The organism is Pseudomonas cerasi, assembly GCF_027983475.1.
Lineage (GTDB): Bacteria > Pseudomonadota > Gammaproteobacteria > Pseudomonadales > Pseudomonadaceae > Aquipseudomonas > Aquipseudomonas cerasi.
This window is the reverse complement of the sequence record NZ_JAQJVM010000002.1, coordinates 998997-1016690: the sequence shown is the minus strand read 5'-3', so window position 1 is coordinate 1016690 and position 17694 is coordinate 998997. Positions and strand designations below refer to the sequence as shown.

Below are 17694 nucleotides of genomic sequence, written 5' to 3'. Positions count from 1 at the left end.
CCAATTCATAAGAAGCTGTAGTGCGTTTCTTACGGCTTAATGAGAGACGCCACGAGGAAAGACTGTAAGGGGAGGGCGCGCGATATGAAAAAAGCCCTGGCGGGTGAGCGTCAGGGCTTTTTTATTCGGCGATTACTGCAGGCTTATATTGGCCAGCGTAACGATAATGCCGATTGCCGCGACGACGGCGGCGACTGCGTTGATCGAGAACACCGTGCGTAGGGTTGTGGAGAGTCTCCACGGTTTTACGGCGAATGCATAAATCATCAGAAAGATGATCGCGAAGATTTCAACCTGCGCGAGCAGCACTACGGCGCTGCCAAAAGCCATTGATCCGGAGAGGGCATCAGCATCTCGCGACATATAATATGTCAGCAGGGTGCCGATGATCGGCAGCCAGATCCCCAGGCTGATAAGGATCAGGGGGACGGGGTTGAAAGCGCGTGCTTTGTTTTCGGTGTCCAATGTTGTTCCTTGAAGGGTTAGCCAGGGCTCAGGGCTTGTCGATAACGGAAGCCTCTTGAGGCGGCTCGGTCTTCGCCGTGCGTATCTCTCGGTTCCATTGCAGGATGATCATCACCAGCGTCGGAATGCCCAGCAGCGCGGTGATCAGGAAGAAGTTGTGGTAGCCGTACTTTTCCACCACCACACCGGAGTAGCCGCCCAGCAGGCGCGGTAGCAGCAGCATGATGGAGCTGAGCAAGGCGTATTGCGTGGCGGAGAACTTCAGGTTGGTGAGGCTCGACAGGTAGGCGACGAACGCCGATGTCGCCAGCCCGGAACTGAGGTTGTCCAGCGAGATGGTGAGGATCAGCATCTTCACGTTCGGGCCCATGTCCGCCAGCAACAGGAACAGGATGTTGGTCGAGGCTGAGGTCAGGCCGCCGATGAACAGGATCGGCATGATGCCGAAGCGCACGATCAGCAGTCCGCCGATACCGGCCCCCAGCAGGGTCATGATCAGGCCGAAGATTTTGCTGACGCTGGCGATCTGGTCCTTGGTAAAGCCCTGATCGATGTAGAACACGTTAGCCATGACGCCCATCACCGTGTCCGACATCCGGTAGGTCGCGATCAGGCCCAGCAACAGCAGCGCCTGCCAGCGGTAGCGCATGATGAAATCGTTGATCGGAGTGAGCACCGGTGCCAGTCCGCGGCGACCCATCGAGGATAGGCAGGCGATGGTCAGGAGCGTGTAGAGAATCGCGCGTAAAAACGCCCGGTCTTCCAGCAACAGGTCCATCCAGCTGGTGCCGTTGAACAGCACACTGGCGAAGTCGGTATTGTAAAGTTGGGTAAACATCGCCGGTACGGAGACCAGCAGCACAATCAGCACGAACACCGAGGCCAACTGGTGCGAAAAGCCATAGCGCGCTGCCGACAGCTGGGTGCGCAGCGGCACCGGCGGCTCGCGCATGATCAGTGTGGTGACCAGGGCGGGCAGCATCAGCAGACCGAACAGCACATAAGTACCGGTCCACGCCGAATGCTTGTAGGCAAAGCCCGTCGAGCCGAAGCCCTCGGCGAAATACAGTGCACCCGCGGTCGCCAGCAGTGCAGCGACCCGGTAGCCGGACATGTAGCTGGCGGCGAGGGCAGCCTGTTGCGTGTCCTGGGCAATTTCCAGTCGGTAGGCATCAATGGCGATGTCTTGCGTTGCGGAGGCGAAGGCCACCACTACGGCAATTGCGATCAGCCAGGACAAATGCTTCTGCGGATCGCAGAAGCCCATGCCGATCAGGCCGAGAATCACCAGGCTCTGTGCCAGCACCAGCCAGGAGCGACGTCGCCCGAGTTTGCCGAGCAGGGGCAGACGCCATTGGTCGAGCAATGGCGACCAGACCCATTTGAAGGCGTAGGCAAGGCCGATCAGGCTCGCATAGCCGATGGTCTCGCGCGCGACACCGGCTTCGCGCAACCACACGGACAATGTCGAAAAGACCAGCATATAAGGCATGCCCGCAGCGAATCCGAGCAGCAGTAACACTAATGTCGACGGGCTGGCATATGCGGCGAGCGCGGCGCGCCAGGTTTTACGGGGCATGGGCTGGAATCTGCCTCAGGTTACGAAAACAAAGGGCGCACTCTAACCGCTGTGCTATAGGGGACGCCAGCCATGGCGCTGCATATCAACCCGATTATTCACAATGGTCACGCCCTCGGCGCGTAAACGTGCCCGTTGTTCATCACCGGAAACGCTGCCAGGCGGCAGACTGAGCCGACCACCGGCGCCCAAAACCCGGTGCCAGGGCAGGGAAGAGCCGTCCGGCAGCTGGCTCAACGTACGGCCCACCCAGCGTGCAGCTCGGCCCAGGCCCGCCAGTTCGGCGAGCTGCCCGTAGGCGACCACTTTGCCTTCCGGTATCTGCGCCATCGTCAGGTAGAGGGCGGTGCGTCGCGCCTCGCTCGGCGATTGTCCTGCCGGGTAAAGTAATGTTAAGTCCGGGTCTGCCACGCGATAATCCTGTATAAAAACGATATTGATTGTCGTTCAGTGAACTTTTGGTTGTCCGGGCTGTCAGTTACCACCGTGCTTGGTGGTACATGGATCGTCCCGTCACCTCCCCCGCAGGAAAATGCCCGATTCCCGCCTTACAGAGCCTAGTTATCGCTTATGTTGTCCAGAACCCTGTTGTGCCTTGCAATCACTGCTGTTTCCACTCCATTGCTTGCCGATACCGTCTGGTTGAAGAATGGCGACCGCCTGACCGGCACAATCAAGGTGTTCGACGGCGGCAAGTTGCTGCTGCAGACCGAATACGGCGGCGCTATCGCGCTGGACTGGAAGCAGGTCAAGACCCTGAAAAGCGATCAGCCATTGCTGGTCAAGCAGGATGAGCATGGCGGCGAAGTCTCCAATTCGCTGCAGGCTGCGGATGACGGCAAGGTCGTGCTGGCCAATGGCGATGCGCCCAAGACCGTCGATCTGGCAAGTATCCATCAGATCATCAAGCCCAAGCCGGTTATCACGGATCTTGTCTGGAAAGGCAACATCGATGCGGCGCTGGATTTCCAGCAGGCCGAAAACGATACCAATGATTACAACGTCGCCTTCAAGACCTCGGCTCGTCATGGCGACTGGCGTCACAACGCCAAGGGCGATTACAACCGCGAGACCACCGACGATGTGGTTGGCACTGACAACTGGAGCGCCGAGTACTCGCTGGACCGCTTCCTGACCGAGAAATTCTTCTGGGACGGCCGCGTCAGCTACAAACGCGACAAGGTCGAGGATCTGTCTCGTCAGCGCGTAGTAGGTACTGGTCCAGGTTACCAGCTGTGGGATGACGAATTGGGTGCATTCAAGGTCGGTGCGCTGCTTAACCGTACCGATTTCGAGTTCTCCAACGACGAGAAGGAAAACTTCTATTCCGTTGCCGGCACCTGGGATTACAACCGCTACCTGATTGGCAAGAAGGTCGAATTCTTCACCAACGGCGAGCTGGGCAAGCCGCTGAGCTCCGTTGCCGATTACTCGCTGGATGTCGAGGCGGGGCTGCGCTACAAGGTGACCGACTGGGCGTCGCTTAACCTGAAAGCCGAGAAGAACGTCATCAGTGGTTCGAGCAATGGCGATGTCGACAAGACGCGCTACACCGCTGGCTTCGGCGTAAGCTGGTAAGCGAAGGGCGGGCGGCGCACACCCTGTGCATCGCCCGCTGCTTTTACGCGCTGACTAGATTCGCATTGCGCCATCCAGCTCAAGGATGCGTCCGCTGAAATAATCATTCTCCAGAATATAAGCCACCGAGTGTGCAATCTCGTCCGGCCTGCCCATGCGCTTGAGCGGGATCGCTGAGGTCATCTTCTCCAGGGCTTCGGGGCGCATGCTGCCGGTCATTTCGGTTTCAATGAACCCAGGCGCCACACCTGCCACGCGAATGCCGTAGCGGGCTAGTTCCCTTGCCCAGGTAACCGTCGCAGCCGCCACGCCGGCCTTGGCTGCCGAGTAGTTGGTCTGTCCGATATTGCCCGCACGTGAAATCGACGAGATATTGATGATCGCGCCCTGACTCTTCTGCTCGATCATTTTCGCCGCCACTTCGCGGGTGCAGAGGAATACGCCGGTCAGGTTGACGTCAATCACCGCCTGCCATTGCGCGAGGCTCAGTTTGGTCATCTCGCCATCCTTGACCTTGACCAGCAGGCCGTCACGCAGAATGCCAGCGTTGTTGACCAGGCCATGAATGGCGCCGAAATCCTCGGCGACCTTGCTGACCGTGTCGACGACCTGTTCTTCATTGGCAACATTGCACAGATAAGCGCGAGCCTTGACCCCGAGTGCCTCACAGGCGGCGACAGCCTGATCGAGTTTCTCCTGATTGAGGTCCAATAGCGCCAGATTGGCGCCTTTGCCGGCCAGGTATTCGGCCATGGCTCTGCCCAGCCCCTGGCAGCCGCCGGTGATGATTATCAGCTTGTTTTTCAATTCCATATGCGTGCCCAATCACAGTTGATCGTTTCCATGGCATCACTGGCGGGTTGCGAGTGCTTATGCCATAGCCAGAGCACGTTATAGGCTGTTTTTGCGCGTTCGTCTCGGCTCTGCCATCTAGCCCTGAAATACACCGATACACGTTTGTGAAGGCCTGGTTCAGCTCACTTGTGCGCATAATTTAGCGGTAAGCCAGATGCAGGGAGCTTGAATTAACGATCTTCTGACATCACATACGGTCTACTCGGAAGGCATTCTTCCCTTGAGGAACTCATTTGATGCGTGTTTTTTTGCTGCTGTTTCTATTATTCCCGGTACTTGAGCTGTTTCTGCTGGTTCGTGTCGGGATGTCCATCGGCTTTCTCTGGACGTTCCTGCTGGTCGTCGCGACATCGATGCTCGGCTTGTTCGTGATGCGCGTGGCCGGTTTCGCGACGGCGCTGCGAGCCCGCGAAAGCCTGGCGCGTGGCGAGTTGCCTGCGCAGGAAATGCTCGAAGGCCTGATGGTTGCCGTGGGCGGCGGCCTGCTGCTGTTGCCTGGTTTCATCAGCGACATTCTGGGTGTGATCTGCCTGCTGCCGATCACCCGTCGTCTGCTGATCAACAAGGTCCGCCAGCGCGCCCAGGATCAGGCCATGCGTCAGCGTGCCTTCGCCGATGATTTGCAGACACCTGCCAATCAGGGTGCTTCGAGTCATCGCCCGACGGCGATTCACCAGCCTACCCGCGAGCCCGACGTCATCGAAGGCGAGTTCGAGCATCGCGACAAGTAATCTTCCACACCCCCCGGCAGCGCGGCACCTCAGGGTGCCGCGTTCGTTTTGACCAGCCGGTTCGGGCGTAAAAAATTTCTACCCAAGACTTGTAATCACTTTGCTCGCCCTTATGTATGGGTCACCGCAAGGTTTCTGGCCTGAAGGCCAGACCGTATTCTGCGGTTCGCGCGTCGAACCGTAACCGGCAAGTCCGGATTTAAACCGGCCGGTGCACTCACCGGACGATCAAACAAACATAATCAGGAGATCGACAATGAAGCTTCGTCCTCTGCATGACCGCGTCGTCATCCGTCGCAGTGAAGAAGAAACGAAAACTGCCGGCGGTATCGTTCTGCCAGGTTCGGCTGCTGAAAAGCCTAACCGCGGCGAGATCGTTGCTGTGGGTACCGGCCGCGTGCTGGACAACGGCGAAGTACGTGCGCTGGCTGTGAAAGTGGGTGACAAGGTTGTGTTCGGCCCTTATTCCGGCAGCAACACAGTGAAAGTAGACGGCGAAGACCTGCTGGTGATGAGCGAGAACGAGATTCTTGCTGTCGTCGAAGGCTGAGTGCTCCCGCTGACTTCCGTTACTACTAAGTATTCAAGGAATAATGATCATGGCTGCTAAAGAAGTTAAATTCGGCGATTCTGGCCGCAAAAAAATGCTCGCCGGTGTAAACGTCCTGGCTGACGCAGTTAAAGCGACCCTGGGCCCTAAAGGCCGCAACGTTATCATCGAGAAAAGCTTTGGCGCTCCGCTGATCACCAAAGACGGTGTTTCGGTTGCCAAGGAAATCGAGCTTAAAGACCGTTTCGAAAACATGGGCGCGCAGCTGGTCAAAGACGTTGCCTCCCGTGCCAACGATGATGCAGGCGACGGTACCACTACCGCTACCGTTCTGGCTCAGGCCATCGTCAACGAAGGCCTGAAGGCCGTCGCTGCCGGCATGAACCCGATGGACCTCAAGCGCGGCATCGACAAGGCGACCATCGCCATTGTTGCCGAGCTGAAGAAGCTGTCCAAGCCATGCACCGACACCAAGGCTATTGCCCAGGTCGGCACCATCTCGGCCAACTCCGATCACTCCATCGGCGACATCATTGCTGAAGCCATGGAAAAAGTGACCAAAGACGGCGTTATCACCGTTGAAGAAGGTTCGGGTCTGGAAAACGAGCTGTCTGTTGTAGAAGGCATGCAGTTTGACCGTGGTTACCTGTCCCCGTACTTCATCAACAAGCCGGACACCATGGTTGCCGAGCTGGACAGCCCGCTGCTGTTGCTGGTCGACAAGAAGATCTCCAACATTCGCGAAATGCTGCCGGTTCTGGAAGCAGTCGCCAAGGCTGGCCGTCCTCTGCTGATCGTTGCCGAAGACGTTGAAGGCGAAGCGCTGGCCACTCTGGTTGTCAACAACATGCGCGGTATCGTGAAAGTTGCAGCCGTCAAGGCTCCAGGTTTCGGCGATCGTCGCAAGGCCATGCTGCAGGACATCGCTGTTCTGACTGGCGGTACCGTTATCTCCGAAGAGATCGGCCTGAGCCTGGAAACCACTACCCTGGAACACCTGGGTAATGCCAAGCGCGTCATCCTGAACAAGGAAAACACCACCATCATCGATGGTGCTGGCGTGAAAACCGATATCGACTCGCGTATCTCCCAGATCCGTCAGCAAATCGGCGACACCAGCTCGGACTACGACAAGGAAAAACTGCAAGAGCGCCTGGCCAAGCTGTCTGGCGGCGTTGCAGTGATCAAGGTCGGTGCCGGTTCCGAAGTCGAGATGAAAGAGAAGAAAGCCCGCGTTGAAGACGCCCTGCACGCAACCCGCGCAGCCGTTGAAGAAGGCGTGGTACCTGGCGGTGGCGTGGCACTGGTTCGCTCCCTGCAGGCTATCGAAGGTCTGAAAGGCGACAACGCTGATCAGGACGTCGGTATCGCTCTGCTGCGTCGTGCAGTCGAAGCGCCTCTGCGCCAGATCGTTGCCAACTCCGGTGACGAGCCAAGCGTTGTTGTTGACAAGGTCAAGCAGGGTTCGGGTAACTTCGGTTACAACGCTGCTTCCGGCGAATACGGCGACATGATCGAAATGGGTATCCTTGACCCGGCCAAAGTGACTCGCTCTGCTCTGCAGGCCGCGTCCTCCATCGCCAGCTTGATGATCACCACCGAAGCGATGATCGCTGACGTGCCTGAAGACAAGCCAGCAGGCGGCGGCATGCCGGACATGGGCGGCATGGGTGGTATGGGCGGCATGATGTAAGCCGGCTTTACCCCTTAAGCTACACCCATAAAGAACCCCGCCTTGTGCGGGGTTTTTTTATGGCCTTTCTGTGCCGGACCAATCAGTGCGTCGGTTGTATGTTGCTGTTCGCGAGGCCTTTGGGTTCGGGACGATAAAGCACGAAGTAATAAACCCCCAGGCAGATCAGCCAGCAGAACACTGCGGTCCAGAGGTTATGGGAAAAGAAGTGCGCACCTTGCAGCATTCGCCCGACAGAGAAAACAGTTCCCAGGCCAAACGCCAGAGCCAGACCCATTTTCGCCATCCGTGGGCGACGGTCGCGAAGGGCGAAGAACAGTGCGAACAGTGTAAAGCCGGTCGCCGCATGCCCGCCTGGCCAGCAGCGTCCTGGTTTATCGGTCGCAGGGCGTGGGCTCAACAGTTCGCTGTAGGTTTCTTGACCACCGAATTCTTTCAGGCTCCAGGGGCATTGCACTGAAGTCACCACTTTCACCGGGGTAACGAAGGCGGTGGAAAGCGCCATGGACAGCACCAGGCAACCCAACTCTCTGCGCCACGGGATCAGGCGCTCTACCTTGAAGGACGCCGCGAAGCCGATCATGGCCAAAGCGCCGAATACCATGACCAGCTGTTTGGCGCGGTCGTGGAGAACGTCTTCGAGAAAATAACTGTGCCTGCCGATGAACTGCCCGCTGACGGGATCGAAGGCCAGCTTGGCGATGTCCATGTCCAGTGACGTCAGTTCCAGCAGCATGAGGATCAGCGCCACGGCAATGGGGATACCCAGGTAAATCCACGGGTTGATCGAACGGGAGTAGGGTGGGGCGACGGTTTTCGACATATCGAATCCAGATCTTTGAAGGGCATGCCGCGATTATTGTGTGCGACGGTTCGTCTCAAAGTGTGTCATGAGCCTTATGAATCATAGGTGAAAAAATCGTCATGCCATATCGGCGCTGGCCCTGACGCCCACTTCGTCTTAAGCTGCGCCAGCCCAAACTGCATATGAGAGTGCTTTATGCGAATTCTTCTGGTTGAAGACAACCGCGACATCCTGGCGAACATGGCCGATTACCTGGGCATGAAAGGCTATACCGTCGACTGCGCCCAGGATGGCCTCTCAGGACTGCATCTGGCAGCCACCGAGCACTATGACCTGATCGTTCTCGACATCATGCTGCCCGGTATCGACGGCTACACCTTGTGCAAGCGCCTGCGCGAAGATGCCCGGCGCGACACGCCAGTCATCATGCTGACTGCCCGCGATCAGTTGGACGACCGCCTACAGGGTTTTCGCTCCGGTGCTGACGACTACCTGCTCAAGCCATTCGCCCTGTCTGAACTGGCCGCGCGGATCGAAGCAGTATTGCGTCGTGCCCAAGGCGGCGGGCGGCGTACCTTGCAGGTGGCCGATCTGGTCTATGACCTTGACACCCTCGAGGTGACACGTGAGGGGCGCATGCTCAAGCTCAACCCGGTCGGGCTCAAGCTGCTCGCCGTGCTGATGCAGAAGAGCCCGCATGTACTGCGCCGCGAGATTCTGGAAGAAGCCCTGTGGGGCGACGATTGCCCGGACAGCGACAGCCTGCGCAGCCATGTGCACCAGTTGCGTCAGGTGATCGACAAACCGTTTGGCAAACCGCTGTTGCAGACCGTGCATGGCGTGGGCTATCGCTTGGCCGAGGGCCGGGATGGAGTTTAAACAGAGTCTTGCCCAACGGATCATCATTGCCTTTGCATTGATGAGTGCACTGGTCGCCGGGTCGTTCGCCATCGGAATCATTTCCACCGTTCACCTGGTCGAAGAAAAGCTGATTTCCGCCGGCCTCGGGGGTGACCTCAACCGCCTGATGCTGATGGACAGTGTCAGCGACTGGAGCCACCGGCCCAAGCCCGACCAGTTGTTCTACTTCAGCAATGGTCCGGGTGACTTCGATCTGCCCAAGGATATTCGTCACCTCGAGCCAGGCTTCCACGAGGTGTTCCGTGGGCCGTTGTCCTACCACGCCATGATCGAGGTGGTGGATGGCCGGCATTACGCCCTGTTGCAGGATCAGAGCGATTTTGAAGAGCGTGAGCGGGTGCTGTTCGCCGTCGTGCTGGTCGGTTTCGTTCTGGCGCTGGCGCTGGCGGTGTTTCTGGGTTGGGTGCTGGCGCGCCGGGTCATGGCGCCTGTCGTACGTCTGGCCCGGCAGGTTCGCCACCGTGACCAGCTGCTTGGACTGGCACCGCCACTGGCGCCCGACTATGCCGCTGACGAAGTCGGCGAGTTGGCGGTGGCCTTCGATGCAACATTGGGTCGCTTGCGGCAGGCGCTGATCCGTGAGCGTATGTTTACCAGCGATGTGAGTCATGAACTGCGTACGCCGTTGATGGTGCTGGCCAGCTCTTGTGAGCTGCTGCTGGAAAACCCTGCGCTCGATCTGCGAGGCCGTCGTCAGGTAGAGCGTATCGGCCGTGCCTGCGAAGAAATGCGCGATCTGGTGCAAACCTTCCTCATGCTCGCGCGCACCCAGCGCGAAGACCCGGCCATGACGCCCAAGGCCACGCTGGTCGGGGTGGCCGAGCAATTGATCTCCCAGTGGCGTGACCCGATAGAGAGCAAGGGGCTGCAGTTGACCTACACGCCGCCTGCCGATGACCAGCTGTCCGATATTCGTTACAACGCGACCTTCCTGCATGCCGTGATGGGCAACCTGCTGCGCAACGCGCTGCATTACACCGATCACGGATTCATTGCGCTGACCCTGCACGCTGAAAGCTTCACCGTGGAGGACAGTGGCGTGGGCATTCCCGAGGAAAAACGCGAGGCGATGTTCGAGCCTTTCGTACGCGGCAACGAGCAGCGCGGAGAGGGGCTGGGCCTCGGGCTGTCACTGGTGCAGCGCATTTGCACCAATCAGGGATGGAGCGTCGATCTCACCCCTATGGAACCCCATGGTTGCCGGTTCAAGGTGACGCTCAACGTGGTCAAACCCTGACCTTCCTCTCGAGTAGACCGGCCTTATTGGGTAGCGGCCAATTGACTGCACTTCGTCGATTGGCCACACACTGCCTCTAACTCTCTGTAAAATCTCGAAACACCTGACGTTAAAAGGTAACATTTTTTTCACATTCAGATGACCTGACGGTGACGGCGGTGCCTTTAGTTTGGCCCCCATCAACATCAGGAGCTGCTCTCATGAGCGATCGCATCGAACTCGAGTTTTCCCGAAAGTACGACAAGACTCATGCCCGCCAGTACCTGGAAAAGCATCAGGACGGTATCTGGCGCAAGCTGTCGCATCATCGCGATGAACAGCTGGCGAGAAAGGCTCTGCACATGGCCGGGGACCCGGGCCTGGTGCTGGACCTGCCTTGTGGTGCGGGACGCTTCTGGCCATTGTTGGCCGAGAAGCCGAACCGCTCGATCATCGGTGCCGATAACTCCGCAGACATGCTCAGCACCGCCTGTGCCTCGCAGCCGGCAGACGTTGTAAAAAGGGTACAACCTTTGCAGACATCTGCCTTTGCCATCGACCTGCCTGATAACGCAGTAGACAGCATCTTCTGCATGCGCTTGTTGCACCATGTTGGTCAGTCCAGCGACCGGATGGCTCTATTGCGCGAGTTTCAACGCGTAACCCGTGACAGCGTGATCGTCTCCCTCTGGGTGGATGGCAATTTCAAGGCATGGAAGCGTGCGCGTCTGGAGAACAAGCGTCAGCAGAAAACTGGGCGGGAAAGTTACCAGAATCGTTTTGTGTTACCTGTTGTTACCGCAGAAACCGAATTTGAGCAGGCAGGATTTCGCATTCAGAACCGAATGGATTTCCTGCCCATGTACGCCATGTGGCGAGTCTATGTCCTACGTAAAAGGTAAAAAGATGGGTTTGCAGTCCGTGAAAGAACCAGTTGTGAACCCGATCCAGAATGAGTTCGATCAGTTCTGGAGCCAGCGTGGCGAATGGGTTGAAGAACCCAATGTGCGTCGCGGTGGAGAGAGTGGTGTGCAGCGGCTGGTCATGGACGATGGGCAGACCCTCTATGCCAAACGTCAGACAGGTCACATCTACCGCAGCCTGCTGCACCCGCTGGGCCGACCTACCGTGCTGCGTGAGCGCGAGGCGCTTGAGGGTCTTCGCAAGCTTGGCGTCGTCGTCCCCGAAGTGGTGTTTTGCGGTGCCGAGCGGGGTGAGGACAATGCCTGGCGGGCGTTGCTGGTGACGGTGGCGCTGGAGGGCTTCGAGGAAATTGAAAAATGGCAGGCTGCCGGAGGGCGCGAGCGCCATGGCGAGCTGTTCTATGAGCGCGTGCTCAAGGAAGTGGCAGACACTCTGGCCCGCATGCACCTTGGCCGCTGGCAGCACAGCTGTCTGTACATCAAGCACATTTTCGTGCGGGTGACAGGGGACGGGCCGGACGCCAACGTCGAGGTCGCCTTGCTCGATCTCGAAAAGGGCCGTCGTCGCCTTACCGCGCAAGGCGCAGCCCAACACGATATGAAACAGCTACGACGCCATTCGTCATTCAGCGCTGCAGACTGGCAGAAGTTGATCTACTTTTATCAAGCAGCGTTTGGCAGCTCTATCAAAGGTTTAGAGTCATGAAGCTAGAAATGGCAAGAGGTCTGTTTATCTTCGGTGCGCTGGCAGTTGCCACCGTCGCCGTGGCGGCGCTTGAACAACCGTCCACCCGCATACTTACCACGCAGCATGGCGAGGGCTACTGCCCACTGCCACGCGTGGCGAAGAGTCTGGTGAACGTACAGCCGGACCACGACCTTTTGCTGTTCATGTACAGCCTGGCGCAGGGTACCGGGGTTAAAAACTGAAGCCCTCACAGGCCCGGTATCTAACCCACCTCAGCCAGGTGAAGATGGTTGTCCCACAGCCCGGCCGGCAGGTCCAATGGCTGGGCCAGCAGCTGCGCCTTGCGGCAATCATAAAATCGGCAGCGTCCCTGGCCTGAGGTCACGACAAAGCCATCGGTCACAGCCCCCACGCCCGCGCAGTCCGGCAAGGGCGCATCCAGTTTCAATGCGCCACTGTCCAGATCCCAGATAAAGAAACGGTTGCCGCGGGGTGCCGTCAGGGCCACCAGTCGCAGCTCGCTGTGTACTGCGACGCTGGCGGTGTAGTGGGCCATCGCGCGCAATTGCTCCTCTGCCACCGGAAACGCCTGGAATGGCTGGCCTGGACGCTTGATTGCCAGCAGCTCGGCCAACTCGTGGCTGTCGCCCATGAACTGTTGACCCGCGACGATGGTGCCATCGCTGGCGATGCCCATGTGGCGTACGCTGTTCATCTGTTGGGAAAGCGCTTCCTTGCTGAGCAAGGTGCCGTCACGCTGCATGATGACCAGGCTGGGTTGCATGGCATCGAGGTTCATCTCTACCCGACTTTCCGCTTCGGTGCGAATGCCGCCATTGGCGATCACCAGCGTTTCACCGTCCGGCATCCACGAGACCTGGTGCGGACCGATGCCATGCGTGGGGATCTCGGCCAAGTGCACCAGGCGCTCGTCAACGAAGCGGTAGACGCCCAATAAGCCGCGGCCTGGGTCACGGGTGTCGTTTTCCGTCGCATACAGCCATTCGCCGTCGCGATGGATCACCGCATGGCCGTAGAAGTGGCGGTCAGGCTGCGAAACGATGGTTTGCAGCAAGCGGCCATCGCGCAGATCGATCAGGTAGCTTTCAGTGCCAGGACGACGGGCGATGAACACCGCGAGTGGCAGGTCGGGATGATTGATGATGTCGTGGCAGCGCTGGCCCACCTGGGTCGCGAATACCTGCGTCCCGTCGAGCTTGAAACCCACCGCATAGTGCTTGCCGTCGCCATCGTCGCGAGCGGAAAGCAACAATGGGCGTGTGTTCTTTTGCCGGAACAGTGTCCAGCCACCCAGCGTGCAGGCGCTGCGCAGAAGACTGCCGAGCGCCATGGCCTGACGTCGCAACATCACATGTACCTCTTGATCAATCGCCGTCGTTGGCGTTGAAACCCAACTGAATGCCGAGTGCCTTGGCCAGCTCGCCTTCGTGCAGGCGGTGCACGGCGTTCAGGCTGTCGTAAAACGCATTGAGTTGCTGGCGTCCTCCATCCGTGGCCAGCAGGTCGGCCAGTGGCGGCTTGAGTTCCGACAGCAATTTTCGGCTGTTAGCGTAGGCGGCGTCAATTTTGTCGGCCAGCGGTTTCTGCTCGGCGGGCAGCAGGCTGCGCAATCCCTTGTTGTCGACACCGGTCCACACCGTTTCGGCGCTGATCAGGCTGGCTTCCAGGCTGCTGAGCGACGACTTGCTGCGCCACGCATCTGCCTGGAATGGCTGCGGCTGCCCCTTGCTCTGACGACCCAGTGGCGTGCCAAGTTTCTTCTTCAGGCTGTCGAGCGCGGTGACCTGAACCCGCAGCAATTCGGCAATCGCCTCGTGGGAGTCGGCGTAGCGCTGATTGGGGAACTTGCTCAGTTGCGCGAGCATGCCGTCGGTGCTGTTCCAGCTGTTGAGGATTTCTTCGGCAAGCAGCTTTTGGCGCTCACCGATGGCCATCAGCAGCGGGCAGTAGCGCGCTTTCTGCTCGGCATTGGCCATGTCGATGTCAGCGTCGAAGAGGATGTATTCGTAGGCGGACAAACCCTGCACCACGACACTGGCCTTGGACAGTTCCTGAGCGGTGATCTGTGGCTGTGCAGTCACCAGTTGCTCGACCTGACGGCCCACCAGGTTTTTCTTGTCCGGCCAGAACTGTATTTGCCAGGCGCGGTTGCCTTCGGCCAGAGGACCGATCAACAGCGGTTGCAACTCTGCCCAGGTCTTCTGTGCTTTCAGAAAGTCGGCGCGGGCTGTGGCCAGATCAGTCTTGCCCTGGCAGAACGCCAATGCGCTGGCTGCCAACTGACGATCAGCCTCCACCCAACGGCTGTAAGTCGGCAGGATGACCTGTTTGGCAATCGCTGCGGACGTCACGGCCTGAGGATCGGATGGCGAGCAGGCCCCCAAGGCAAGTGCCGCAAGGCTGGTCAGCAACAACTTGGGTCGGAACATGTCCGGCTCCTTATTTTTGAAAGAACGATGTTTGAACAGGAAGATTCTGCAAAGGGCGCAATCATAACGAATTCAGGAAGGCCAGCAGCGCTTCACGTTGCTGTGCGTCAAAAGCCAGAACCTGGCGCTTTGCCGCCTGGGCTTCGCCGCCGTGCCAGAGTATCGCCTCAAGCACATTACGTGCGCGACCGTCGTGCAACAGTTGGGTGTGTCCGCTTACCGTGCCGGTCAGGCCCAGCCCCCACAAGGGCGGGGTGCGCCACTCACTTCCGCTGGCCTGGAACTCGGTACGGTTATCGGCCAGCCCTTCGCCCATGTCGTGCAGCAGCAAGTCGCTGTACGGGCGAATCTCCTGATTGGCCAGCTCAGGCTCGGCGGCGTCGCTACGGGTTTTGAAAGAGGGGGTGTGGCATTGCTGGCAGCCCGCCTGGAAAAACAGGTTCTTGCCTGCCAGCACCTGCGGGTCGTCGACCTTGCGACGTGTTGGAACAGCCAGGTTGCGGGTGTAGAACTCCACCAGACGCAGGATGTTGTCGCTGACTTCCGGTTCGCCATCCGGACCATTGCCATTGGGCGCGGCCAGGCAATCGGTCTGGGCTGGCGTGCAGTCATCGAAAGGCCGCAGGCTGGTGGTCAGCCCCATGTCGCCGGAAAACGCGTGCACGTTCTGCTGGTTGAGGTTCGGCTGTCCGGCTTTCCAGCCAAACCTGCCCATCACTACTTTTTGCCGAGCATCGTCCCAGACCCAGTTGGGACGTCCCGAGATGCCATCGGCGTTCTTGTCATCGGGGTCGGCATTGGCAAGGATGGCCTCATCGGCAATGGCCTCGAGCAAGCCCAGGCCGATCATCGGCGGAGCTACGCGTGCCGAGATGTGCGTATCGGGGTGCATGGGGCCGTAGCCCAGCTGGGTAATCCTGAGGGTCGGCTGGCGCAGCTCGACTGAGGTGCCATCGCGAAATTCGACCGTTAGCGCATCGTACTCGACCCGCACCTTGCCCTCGGGCGCTACGCCGGGGTTCGACATGTCCTGCAATTGCCCGCCGTAAACCGGTTCGGGCAGCACACCGTTGCGCTTTATAAGGTCGGCATAGGCCGGGTCATCAGGAATCGACAGCCTGACCAGCATCGACACGGCATTGCTGTCGCCAGCTTCCGGCGGATGGCCGCGACCGTCCTTGATATGGCAGTTCTGGCAGGCATTGGTGTTGAACAACGGCCCAAGCCCGTCGCGAGCCGTGGTAGTCGAGGGCGCAATCACCCACGGGCTGCGGAAAAAGCTGTTACCGACACTGAAGTCCAGCCGCCGCACGGGGGACAGATTGGCCGAGGGCATGGAGAAAGCGTTCTGATCGCTCTTCCTGACGGTGGCGCTGCCAGCGGACAAGGCTTCTCCCGGCTCGGCGTGCGTGAAACGCGGGGCGTCATCGCATGCGCTCAGGACCAGGGTCGTGAGCAAGGCAAGGGATAGACGGAGCCGCGTAATCATAGACATCCTGCAACGGGGCGAAAAATCGGGGCGTGCAAGCTTAGCAGCCTCGTGCGGTTTGAATAAGAGGGATTATCGTTTGCCTGCTCTGACGTAATGCGTTGTTACGAATCTCTGAGGCTGGTCTGGTCCCGGCATTTTTGCCTATGCTGAACATGTCGAAGTTGACAGCACACACGCAGATAAAACACCCAGCAGAGACCACATCAATGGATAACCCGGAAAACAGCGCGTTCGTGACCACCACCGAGGCACTGGAAGCGCTCTATGGCCCGATTGCTCCTCCTTCCATGACCAAGGAAGTCGACCATATTCACGCGGTTTACCGGCCCTTCATCGAGTCGGCACCCTTTGTTGTGCTGGCCTCTGCCGGGCCTGACGGCCTTGATGCGTCCCCGCGTGGTGATCAGGCGGGCTTCGTGCATATCGAGGACAACAAGACGCTTTATCTGCCTGACCGGCGCGGCAACAACCGCATCGACACCTTGCGCAATATCATCAGCGACCCACGTGTCGCGTTGCTGTTCCTCATCCCTGGCGTGGGCGAGACCTTGCGGGTCAACGGAACAGCGCAGATATCGGTTCAGCCCGAACTGTTGTCGCGTTTCGAGGTGGACGGCCAACTGCCCAAGTCGGTGCTGCGCATCTCCGTGACCAGCGTGTACTTCCAATGCAGCAGGGCAACCATCAGGTCCGGTTTATGGGATGCAGCCCGGCACATCGAACGCAGCGCGCTGCCGACTGCCGGGCAAATACTAAAAGCGGTTTCGGCCGAGCAGATCGATGGTGACGCCTATGACAAGGCTTTGCCGGGACGCATTGCGGATACGTTGTATTGATCATGGCTGATACCGTATTGCGCCTCTTGTGGTCATGTCTTGATCAGACACCGGTTTTGCTCTGATTTTTTTCCTTCTCAAGAAAGTAGTCGAAGATGCTCATGCCCTTGCGCAGGATTTTGCGGACTTCTTCGCTTTGCGCGATCAGTTCGGCGCTGGGGGCTTGCCATTGTTCGCGGGGCAGGGGTTTGGACCAGTCCTGTACTGCTTTGGGAAATGCCGTTTTCGGCAGTTGCTTGACCCAGCTGGCGACGTGGCAGGGCAAAGTCCAGCCGCTGAAAAACTGGATCAGCAGAAAGCCGAACAGATAGCGCAAGCAGCCGTGGTCAAGCAGATAGTCACGGCGACACATGTGGAAAAACGCCACAGTGCCTTCCTCCAGGTCAGTGCCCATCATGGGCTTTCGCAGGGCGCTTGGACCTTCTTCCATGTAGGCGCGGATCGCTTCCCACTCGCTGACTGCCATACCAAGCGTGGAAGTAGGCAACGTGAGCCACATCACCTGGCTATCCGAGGCGTCTACGAAGCCGATCATCAGAGCGAATTTCTGCTGAGTGGCGTACTGCGTTGCAACAGTGCTGCTGCTGACGCAGGCAATTATTTCTTCCCAAGGGATAAACCGGGGCGGTTGGCCACGCTTGGCGACATAGGCCACCTCGCGGCGCTGACGGTTGAAGCGGATGGGGGGAGTGGAGATTTGGTGAATAGCTTGAAGTAAAAATAAGCCGTAGCTGCTTATCAAAAATGAAAAGAACCCCCAAATAGGCCAATTAGGTGAAAAGGCGGTGACTACGATTTCGAACACCGGGCGCCCAGTATTTATATGATCAAGGGCTCCGAGCCCAAGACATATCGTGAAAATGAACAAAGCGATGCCCACTATAACGCCTAGGTAACAGCGAACTGAAAATT

The 17694-nt window shown here is 58.7% G+C and carries 19 protein-coding genes; 10 read left to right on the top strand and 9 right to left on the bottom strand.

The features are described from left to right. Positions 1 to 132 precede the first annotated feature (132 nt). The 3 genes from PI739_RS13645 to PI739_RS13635 are packed head-to-tail and all read right to left on the bottom strand — an operon-like array spanning position 133 to position 2455. Positions 133 to 465 carry a hypothetical protein gene (locus tag PI739_RS13645; RefSeq protein ID WP_003431437.1) on the bottom strand — a complete coding sequence of 111 codons (333 nt, stop codon included), beginning with the start codon at positions 463 to 465 and terminating at the stop codon, positions 133 to 135. 28 nt (positions 466 to 493) lie between these two features. After that, positions 494 to 2044 (bottom strand): AmpG family muropeptide MFS transporter, encoded by a 1551-nt coding sequence (locus PI739_RS13640; RefSeq protein ID WP_003431435.1) that lies wholly within the window; start codon positions 2042 to 2044, stop codon positions 494 to 496. A gap of 54 nt (positions 2045 to 2098) precedes the next feature. Then, complete coding sequence (locus PI739_RS13635; RefSeq protein WP_003431434.1) at positions 2099 to 2455, bottom strand: MGMT family protein; 357 nt, start codon at positions 2453 to 2455, stop codon at positions 2099 to 2101. 159 nt (positions 2456 to 2614) lie between these two features. Here PI739_RS13635 and PI739_RS13630 point away from each other — a divergent pair, with 159 nt between their 5' ends. Further along, positions 2615 to 3622, top strand: coding sequence for a DUF481 domain-containing protein (locus PI739_RS13630; protein ID WP_003431433.1), 1008 nt, complete (start codon positions 2615 to 2617; stop codon positions 3620 to 3622). Between the two features lie 54 nt (positions 3623 to 3676). On the opposite strand, the gene PI739_RS13625 is transcribed toward PI739_RS13630, so the two are convergent. Beyond that, entirely contained in the window at positions 3677 to 4435 is a 759-nt protein-coding gene (locus PI739_RS13625; protein ID WP_054082055.1) for an SDR family oxidoreductase, read from the bottom strand. 278 nt (positions 4436 to 4713) lie between these two features. On the opposite strand from PI739_RS13625, the gene PI739_RS13620 reads away from it, so the two are divergent. The 3 genes from PI739_RS13620 to groL all read left to right on the top strand — a co-directional run bounded on the left by PI739_RS13620 (position 4714) and on the right by groL (position 7451). After that, on the top strand, positions 4714 to 5208 hold the full coding sequence (locus PI739_RS13620) for an FxsA family protein (protein WP_003363969.1): 495 nt from the start codon (positions 4714 to 4716) through the stop codon (positions 5206 to 5208). 256 nt (positions 5209 to 5464) lie between these two features. Further along, a complete protein-coding gene (locus tag PI739_RS13615) occupies positions 5465 to 5758 on the top strand; it encodes a co-chaperone GroES (RefSeq protein WP_003304675.1) in 294 nt (97 codons plus the stop codon). A gap of 49 nt (positions 5759 to 5807) precedes the next feature. After that, complete coding sequence (gene groL / locus PI739_RS13610) at positions 5808 to 7451, top strand: chaperonin GroEL (RefSeq protein WP_002555022.1); 1644 nt, start codon at positions 5808 to 5810, stop codon at positions 7449 to 7451. 82 nt (positions 7452 to 7533) lie between these two features. Here the strand turns inward: groL and PI739_RS13605 are convergent, their stop codons facing one another. Beyond that, a complete protein-coding gene (locus tag PI739_RS13605; protein WP_054082056.1) occupies positions 7534 to 8274 on the bottom strand; it encodes a phosphatase PAP2 family protein in 741 nt (246 codons plus the stop codon). A gap of 177 nt (positions 8275 to 8451) precedes the next feature. On the opposite strand from PI739_RS13605, the gene colR reads away from it, so the two are divergent. From colR to PI739_RS13580, 5 genes are all read left to right on the top strand, one after another. Then, complete coding sequence (gene colR / locus PI739_RS13600) at positions 8452 to 9135, top strand: two-component system response regulator ColR (RefSeq protein WP_002555020.1); 684 nt, start codon at positions 8452 to 8454, stop codon at positions 9133 to 9135. Further along, positions 9125 to 10414, top strand: a complete 1290-nt coding sequence (locus PI739_RS13595) for a sensor histidine kinase (protein WP_003431432.1) — start codon at positions 9125 to 9127, stop codon at positions 10412 to 10414. The genes colR and PI739_RS13595 overlap by 11 nt, the downstream gene beginning before the upstream one ends. Positions 10415 to 10614: 200 nt before the next feature. Next, complete coding sequence (locus PI739_RS13590; protein WP_003405955.1) at positions 10615 to 11295, top strand: class I SAM-dependent methyltransferase; 681 nt, start codon at positions 10615 to 10617, stop codon at positions 11293 to 11295. 4 nt (positions 11296 to 11299) lie between these two features. Then, positions 11300 to 12022 carry a lipopolysaccharide kinase InaA family protein gene (locus PI739_RS13585; protein ID WP_003363955.1) on the top strand — a complete coding sequence of 241 codons (723 nt, stop codon included), beginning with the start codon at positions 11300 to 11302 and terminating at the stop codon, positions 12020 to 12022. Next, the gene (locus tag PI739_RS13580; protein WP_003363953.1) at positions 12019 to 12246 is read left to right on the top strand and encodes a hypothetical protein; all 228 of its coding nucleotides are present in this window, start codon (positions 12019 to 12021) and stop codon (positions 12244 to 12246) included. Before PI739_RS13585 ends, PI739_RS13580 begins: the two co-directional genes overlap by 4 nt. Positions 12247 to 12266: 20 nt before the next feature. Here PI739_RS13580 and PI739_RS13575 read toward each other — a convergent pair whose 3' ends face one another. The 3 genes from PI739_RS13575 to PI739_RS13565 all read right to left on the bottom strand — a co-directional run bounded on the left by PI739_RS13575 (position 12267) and on the right by PI739_RS13565 (position 15943). Then, on the bottom strand, positions 12267 to 13373 hold the full coding sequence (locus PI739_RS13575) for a DUF1513 domain-containing protein (RefSeq protein ID WP_054082057.1): 1107 nt from the start codon (positions 13371 to 13373) through the stop codon (positions 12267 to 12269). A 16-nt stretch (positions 13374 to 13389) separates the two neighbouring features. Next, positions 13390 to 14454 (bottom strand): imelysin family protein, encoded by a 1065-nt coding sequence (locus PI739_RS13570; protein WP_003349719.1) that lies wholly within the window; start codon positions 14452 to 14454, stop codon positions 13390 to 13392. Positions 14455 to 14515: 61 nt separating this feature from the next. Further along, positions 14516 to 15943 carry a di-heme oxidoreductase family protein gene (locus tag PI739_RS13565; RefSeq protein ID WP_054082058.1) on the bottom strand — a complete coding sequence of 476 codons (1428 nt, stop codon included), beginning with the start codon at positions 15941 to 15943 and terminating at the stop codon, positions 14516 to 14518. Between the two features lie 209 nt (positions 15944 to 16152). Here PI739_RS13565 and PI739_RS13560 point away from each other — a divergent pair, with 209 nt between their 5' ends. Then, the gene (locus PI739_RS13560; protein WP_054082059.1) at positions 16153 to 16782 is read left to right on the top strand and encodes a pyridoxamine 5'-phosphate oxidase family protein; all 630 of its coding nucleotides are present in this window, start codon (positions 16153 to 16155) and stop codon (positions 16780 to 16782) included. Between the two features lie 43 nt (positions 16783 to 16825). Here PI739_RS13560 and PI739_RS13555 read toward each other — a convergent pair whose 3' ends face one another. Next, positions 16826 to 17521 carry a DUF6708 domain-containing protein gene (locus PI739_RS13555; RefSeq protein ID WP_326828263.1) on the bottom strand — a complete coding sequence of 232 codons (696 nt, stop codon included), beginning with the start codon at positions 17519 to 17521 and terminating at the stop codon, positions 16826 to 16828. Positions 17522 to 17694: the final 173 nt, after the last annotated feature.

Coding starts and splice junctions, on each gene's coding strand:
- PI739_RS13640 (WP_003431435.1), bottom strand. CDS start 2,044: ATGCCCCGTAAAACCTGGCGCGCCGCGCTCGCCGCATATGCCAGCCCG.
- PI739_RS13630 (WP_003431433.1), top strand. CDS start 2,615: ATGTTGTCCAGAACCCTGTTGTGCCTTGCAATCACTGCTGTTTCCACT.
- PI739_RS13625 (WP_054082055.1), bottom strand. CDS start 4,435: ATGGAATTGAAAAACAAGCTGATAATCATCACCGGCGGCTGCCAGGGG.
- PI739_RS13620 (WP_003363969.1), top strand. CDS start 4,714: ATGCGTGTTTTTTTGCTGCTGTTTCTATTATTCCCGGTACTTGAGCTG.
- PI739_RS13615 (WP_003304675.1), top strand. CDS start 5,465: ATGAAGCTTCGTCCTCTGCATGACCGCGTCGTCATCCGTCGCAGTGAA.
- groL (WP_002555022.1), top strand. CDS start 5,808: ATGGCTGCTAAAGAAGTTAAATTCGGCGATTCTGGCCGCAAAAAAATG.
- PI739_RS13605 (WP_054082056.1), bottom strand. CDS start 8,274: ATGTCGAAAACCGTCGCCCCACCCTACTCCCGTTCGATCAACCCGTGG.
- colR (WP_002555020.1), top strand. CDS start 8,452: ATGCGAATTCTTCTGGTTGAAGACAACCGCGACATCCTGGCGAACATG.
- PI739_RS13595 (WP_003431432.1), top strand. CDS start 9,125: ATGGAGTTTAAACAGAGTCTTGCCCAACGGATCATCATTGCCTTTGCA.
- PI739_RS13590 (WP_003405955.1), top strand. CDS start 10,615: ATGAGCGATCGCATCGAACTCGAGTTTTCCCGAAAGTACGACAAGACT.
- PI739_RS13585 (WP_003363955.1), top strand. CDS start 11,300: ATGGGTTTGCAGTCCGTGAAAGAACCAGTTGTGAACCCGATCCAGAAT.
- PI739_RS13580 (WP_003363953.1), top strand. CDS start 12,019: ATGAAGCTAGAAATGGCAAGAGGTCTGTTTATCTTCGGTGCGCTGGCA.
- PI739_RS13575 (WP_054082057.1), bottom strand. CDS start 13,373: ATGTTGCGACGTCAGGCCATGGCGCTCGGCAGTCTTCTGCGCAGCGCC.
- PI739_RS13570 (WP_003349719.1), bottom strand. CDS start 14,454: ATGTTCCGACCCAAGTTGTTGCTGACCAGCCTTGCGGCACTTGCCTTG.
- PI739_RS13565 (WP_054082058.1), bottom strand. CDS start 15,943: ATGATTACGCGGCTCCGTCTATCCCTTGCCTTGCTCACGACCCTGGTC.
- PI739_RS13560 (WP_054082059.1), top strand. CDS start 16,153: ATGGATAACCCGGAAAACAGCGCGTTCGTGACCACCACCGAGGCACTG.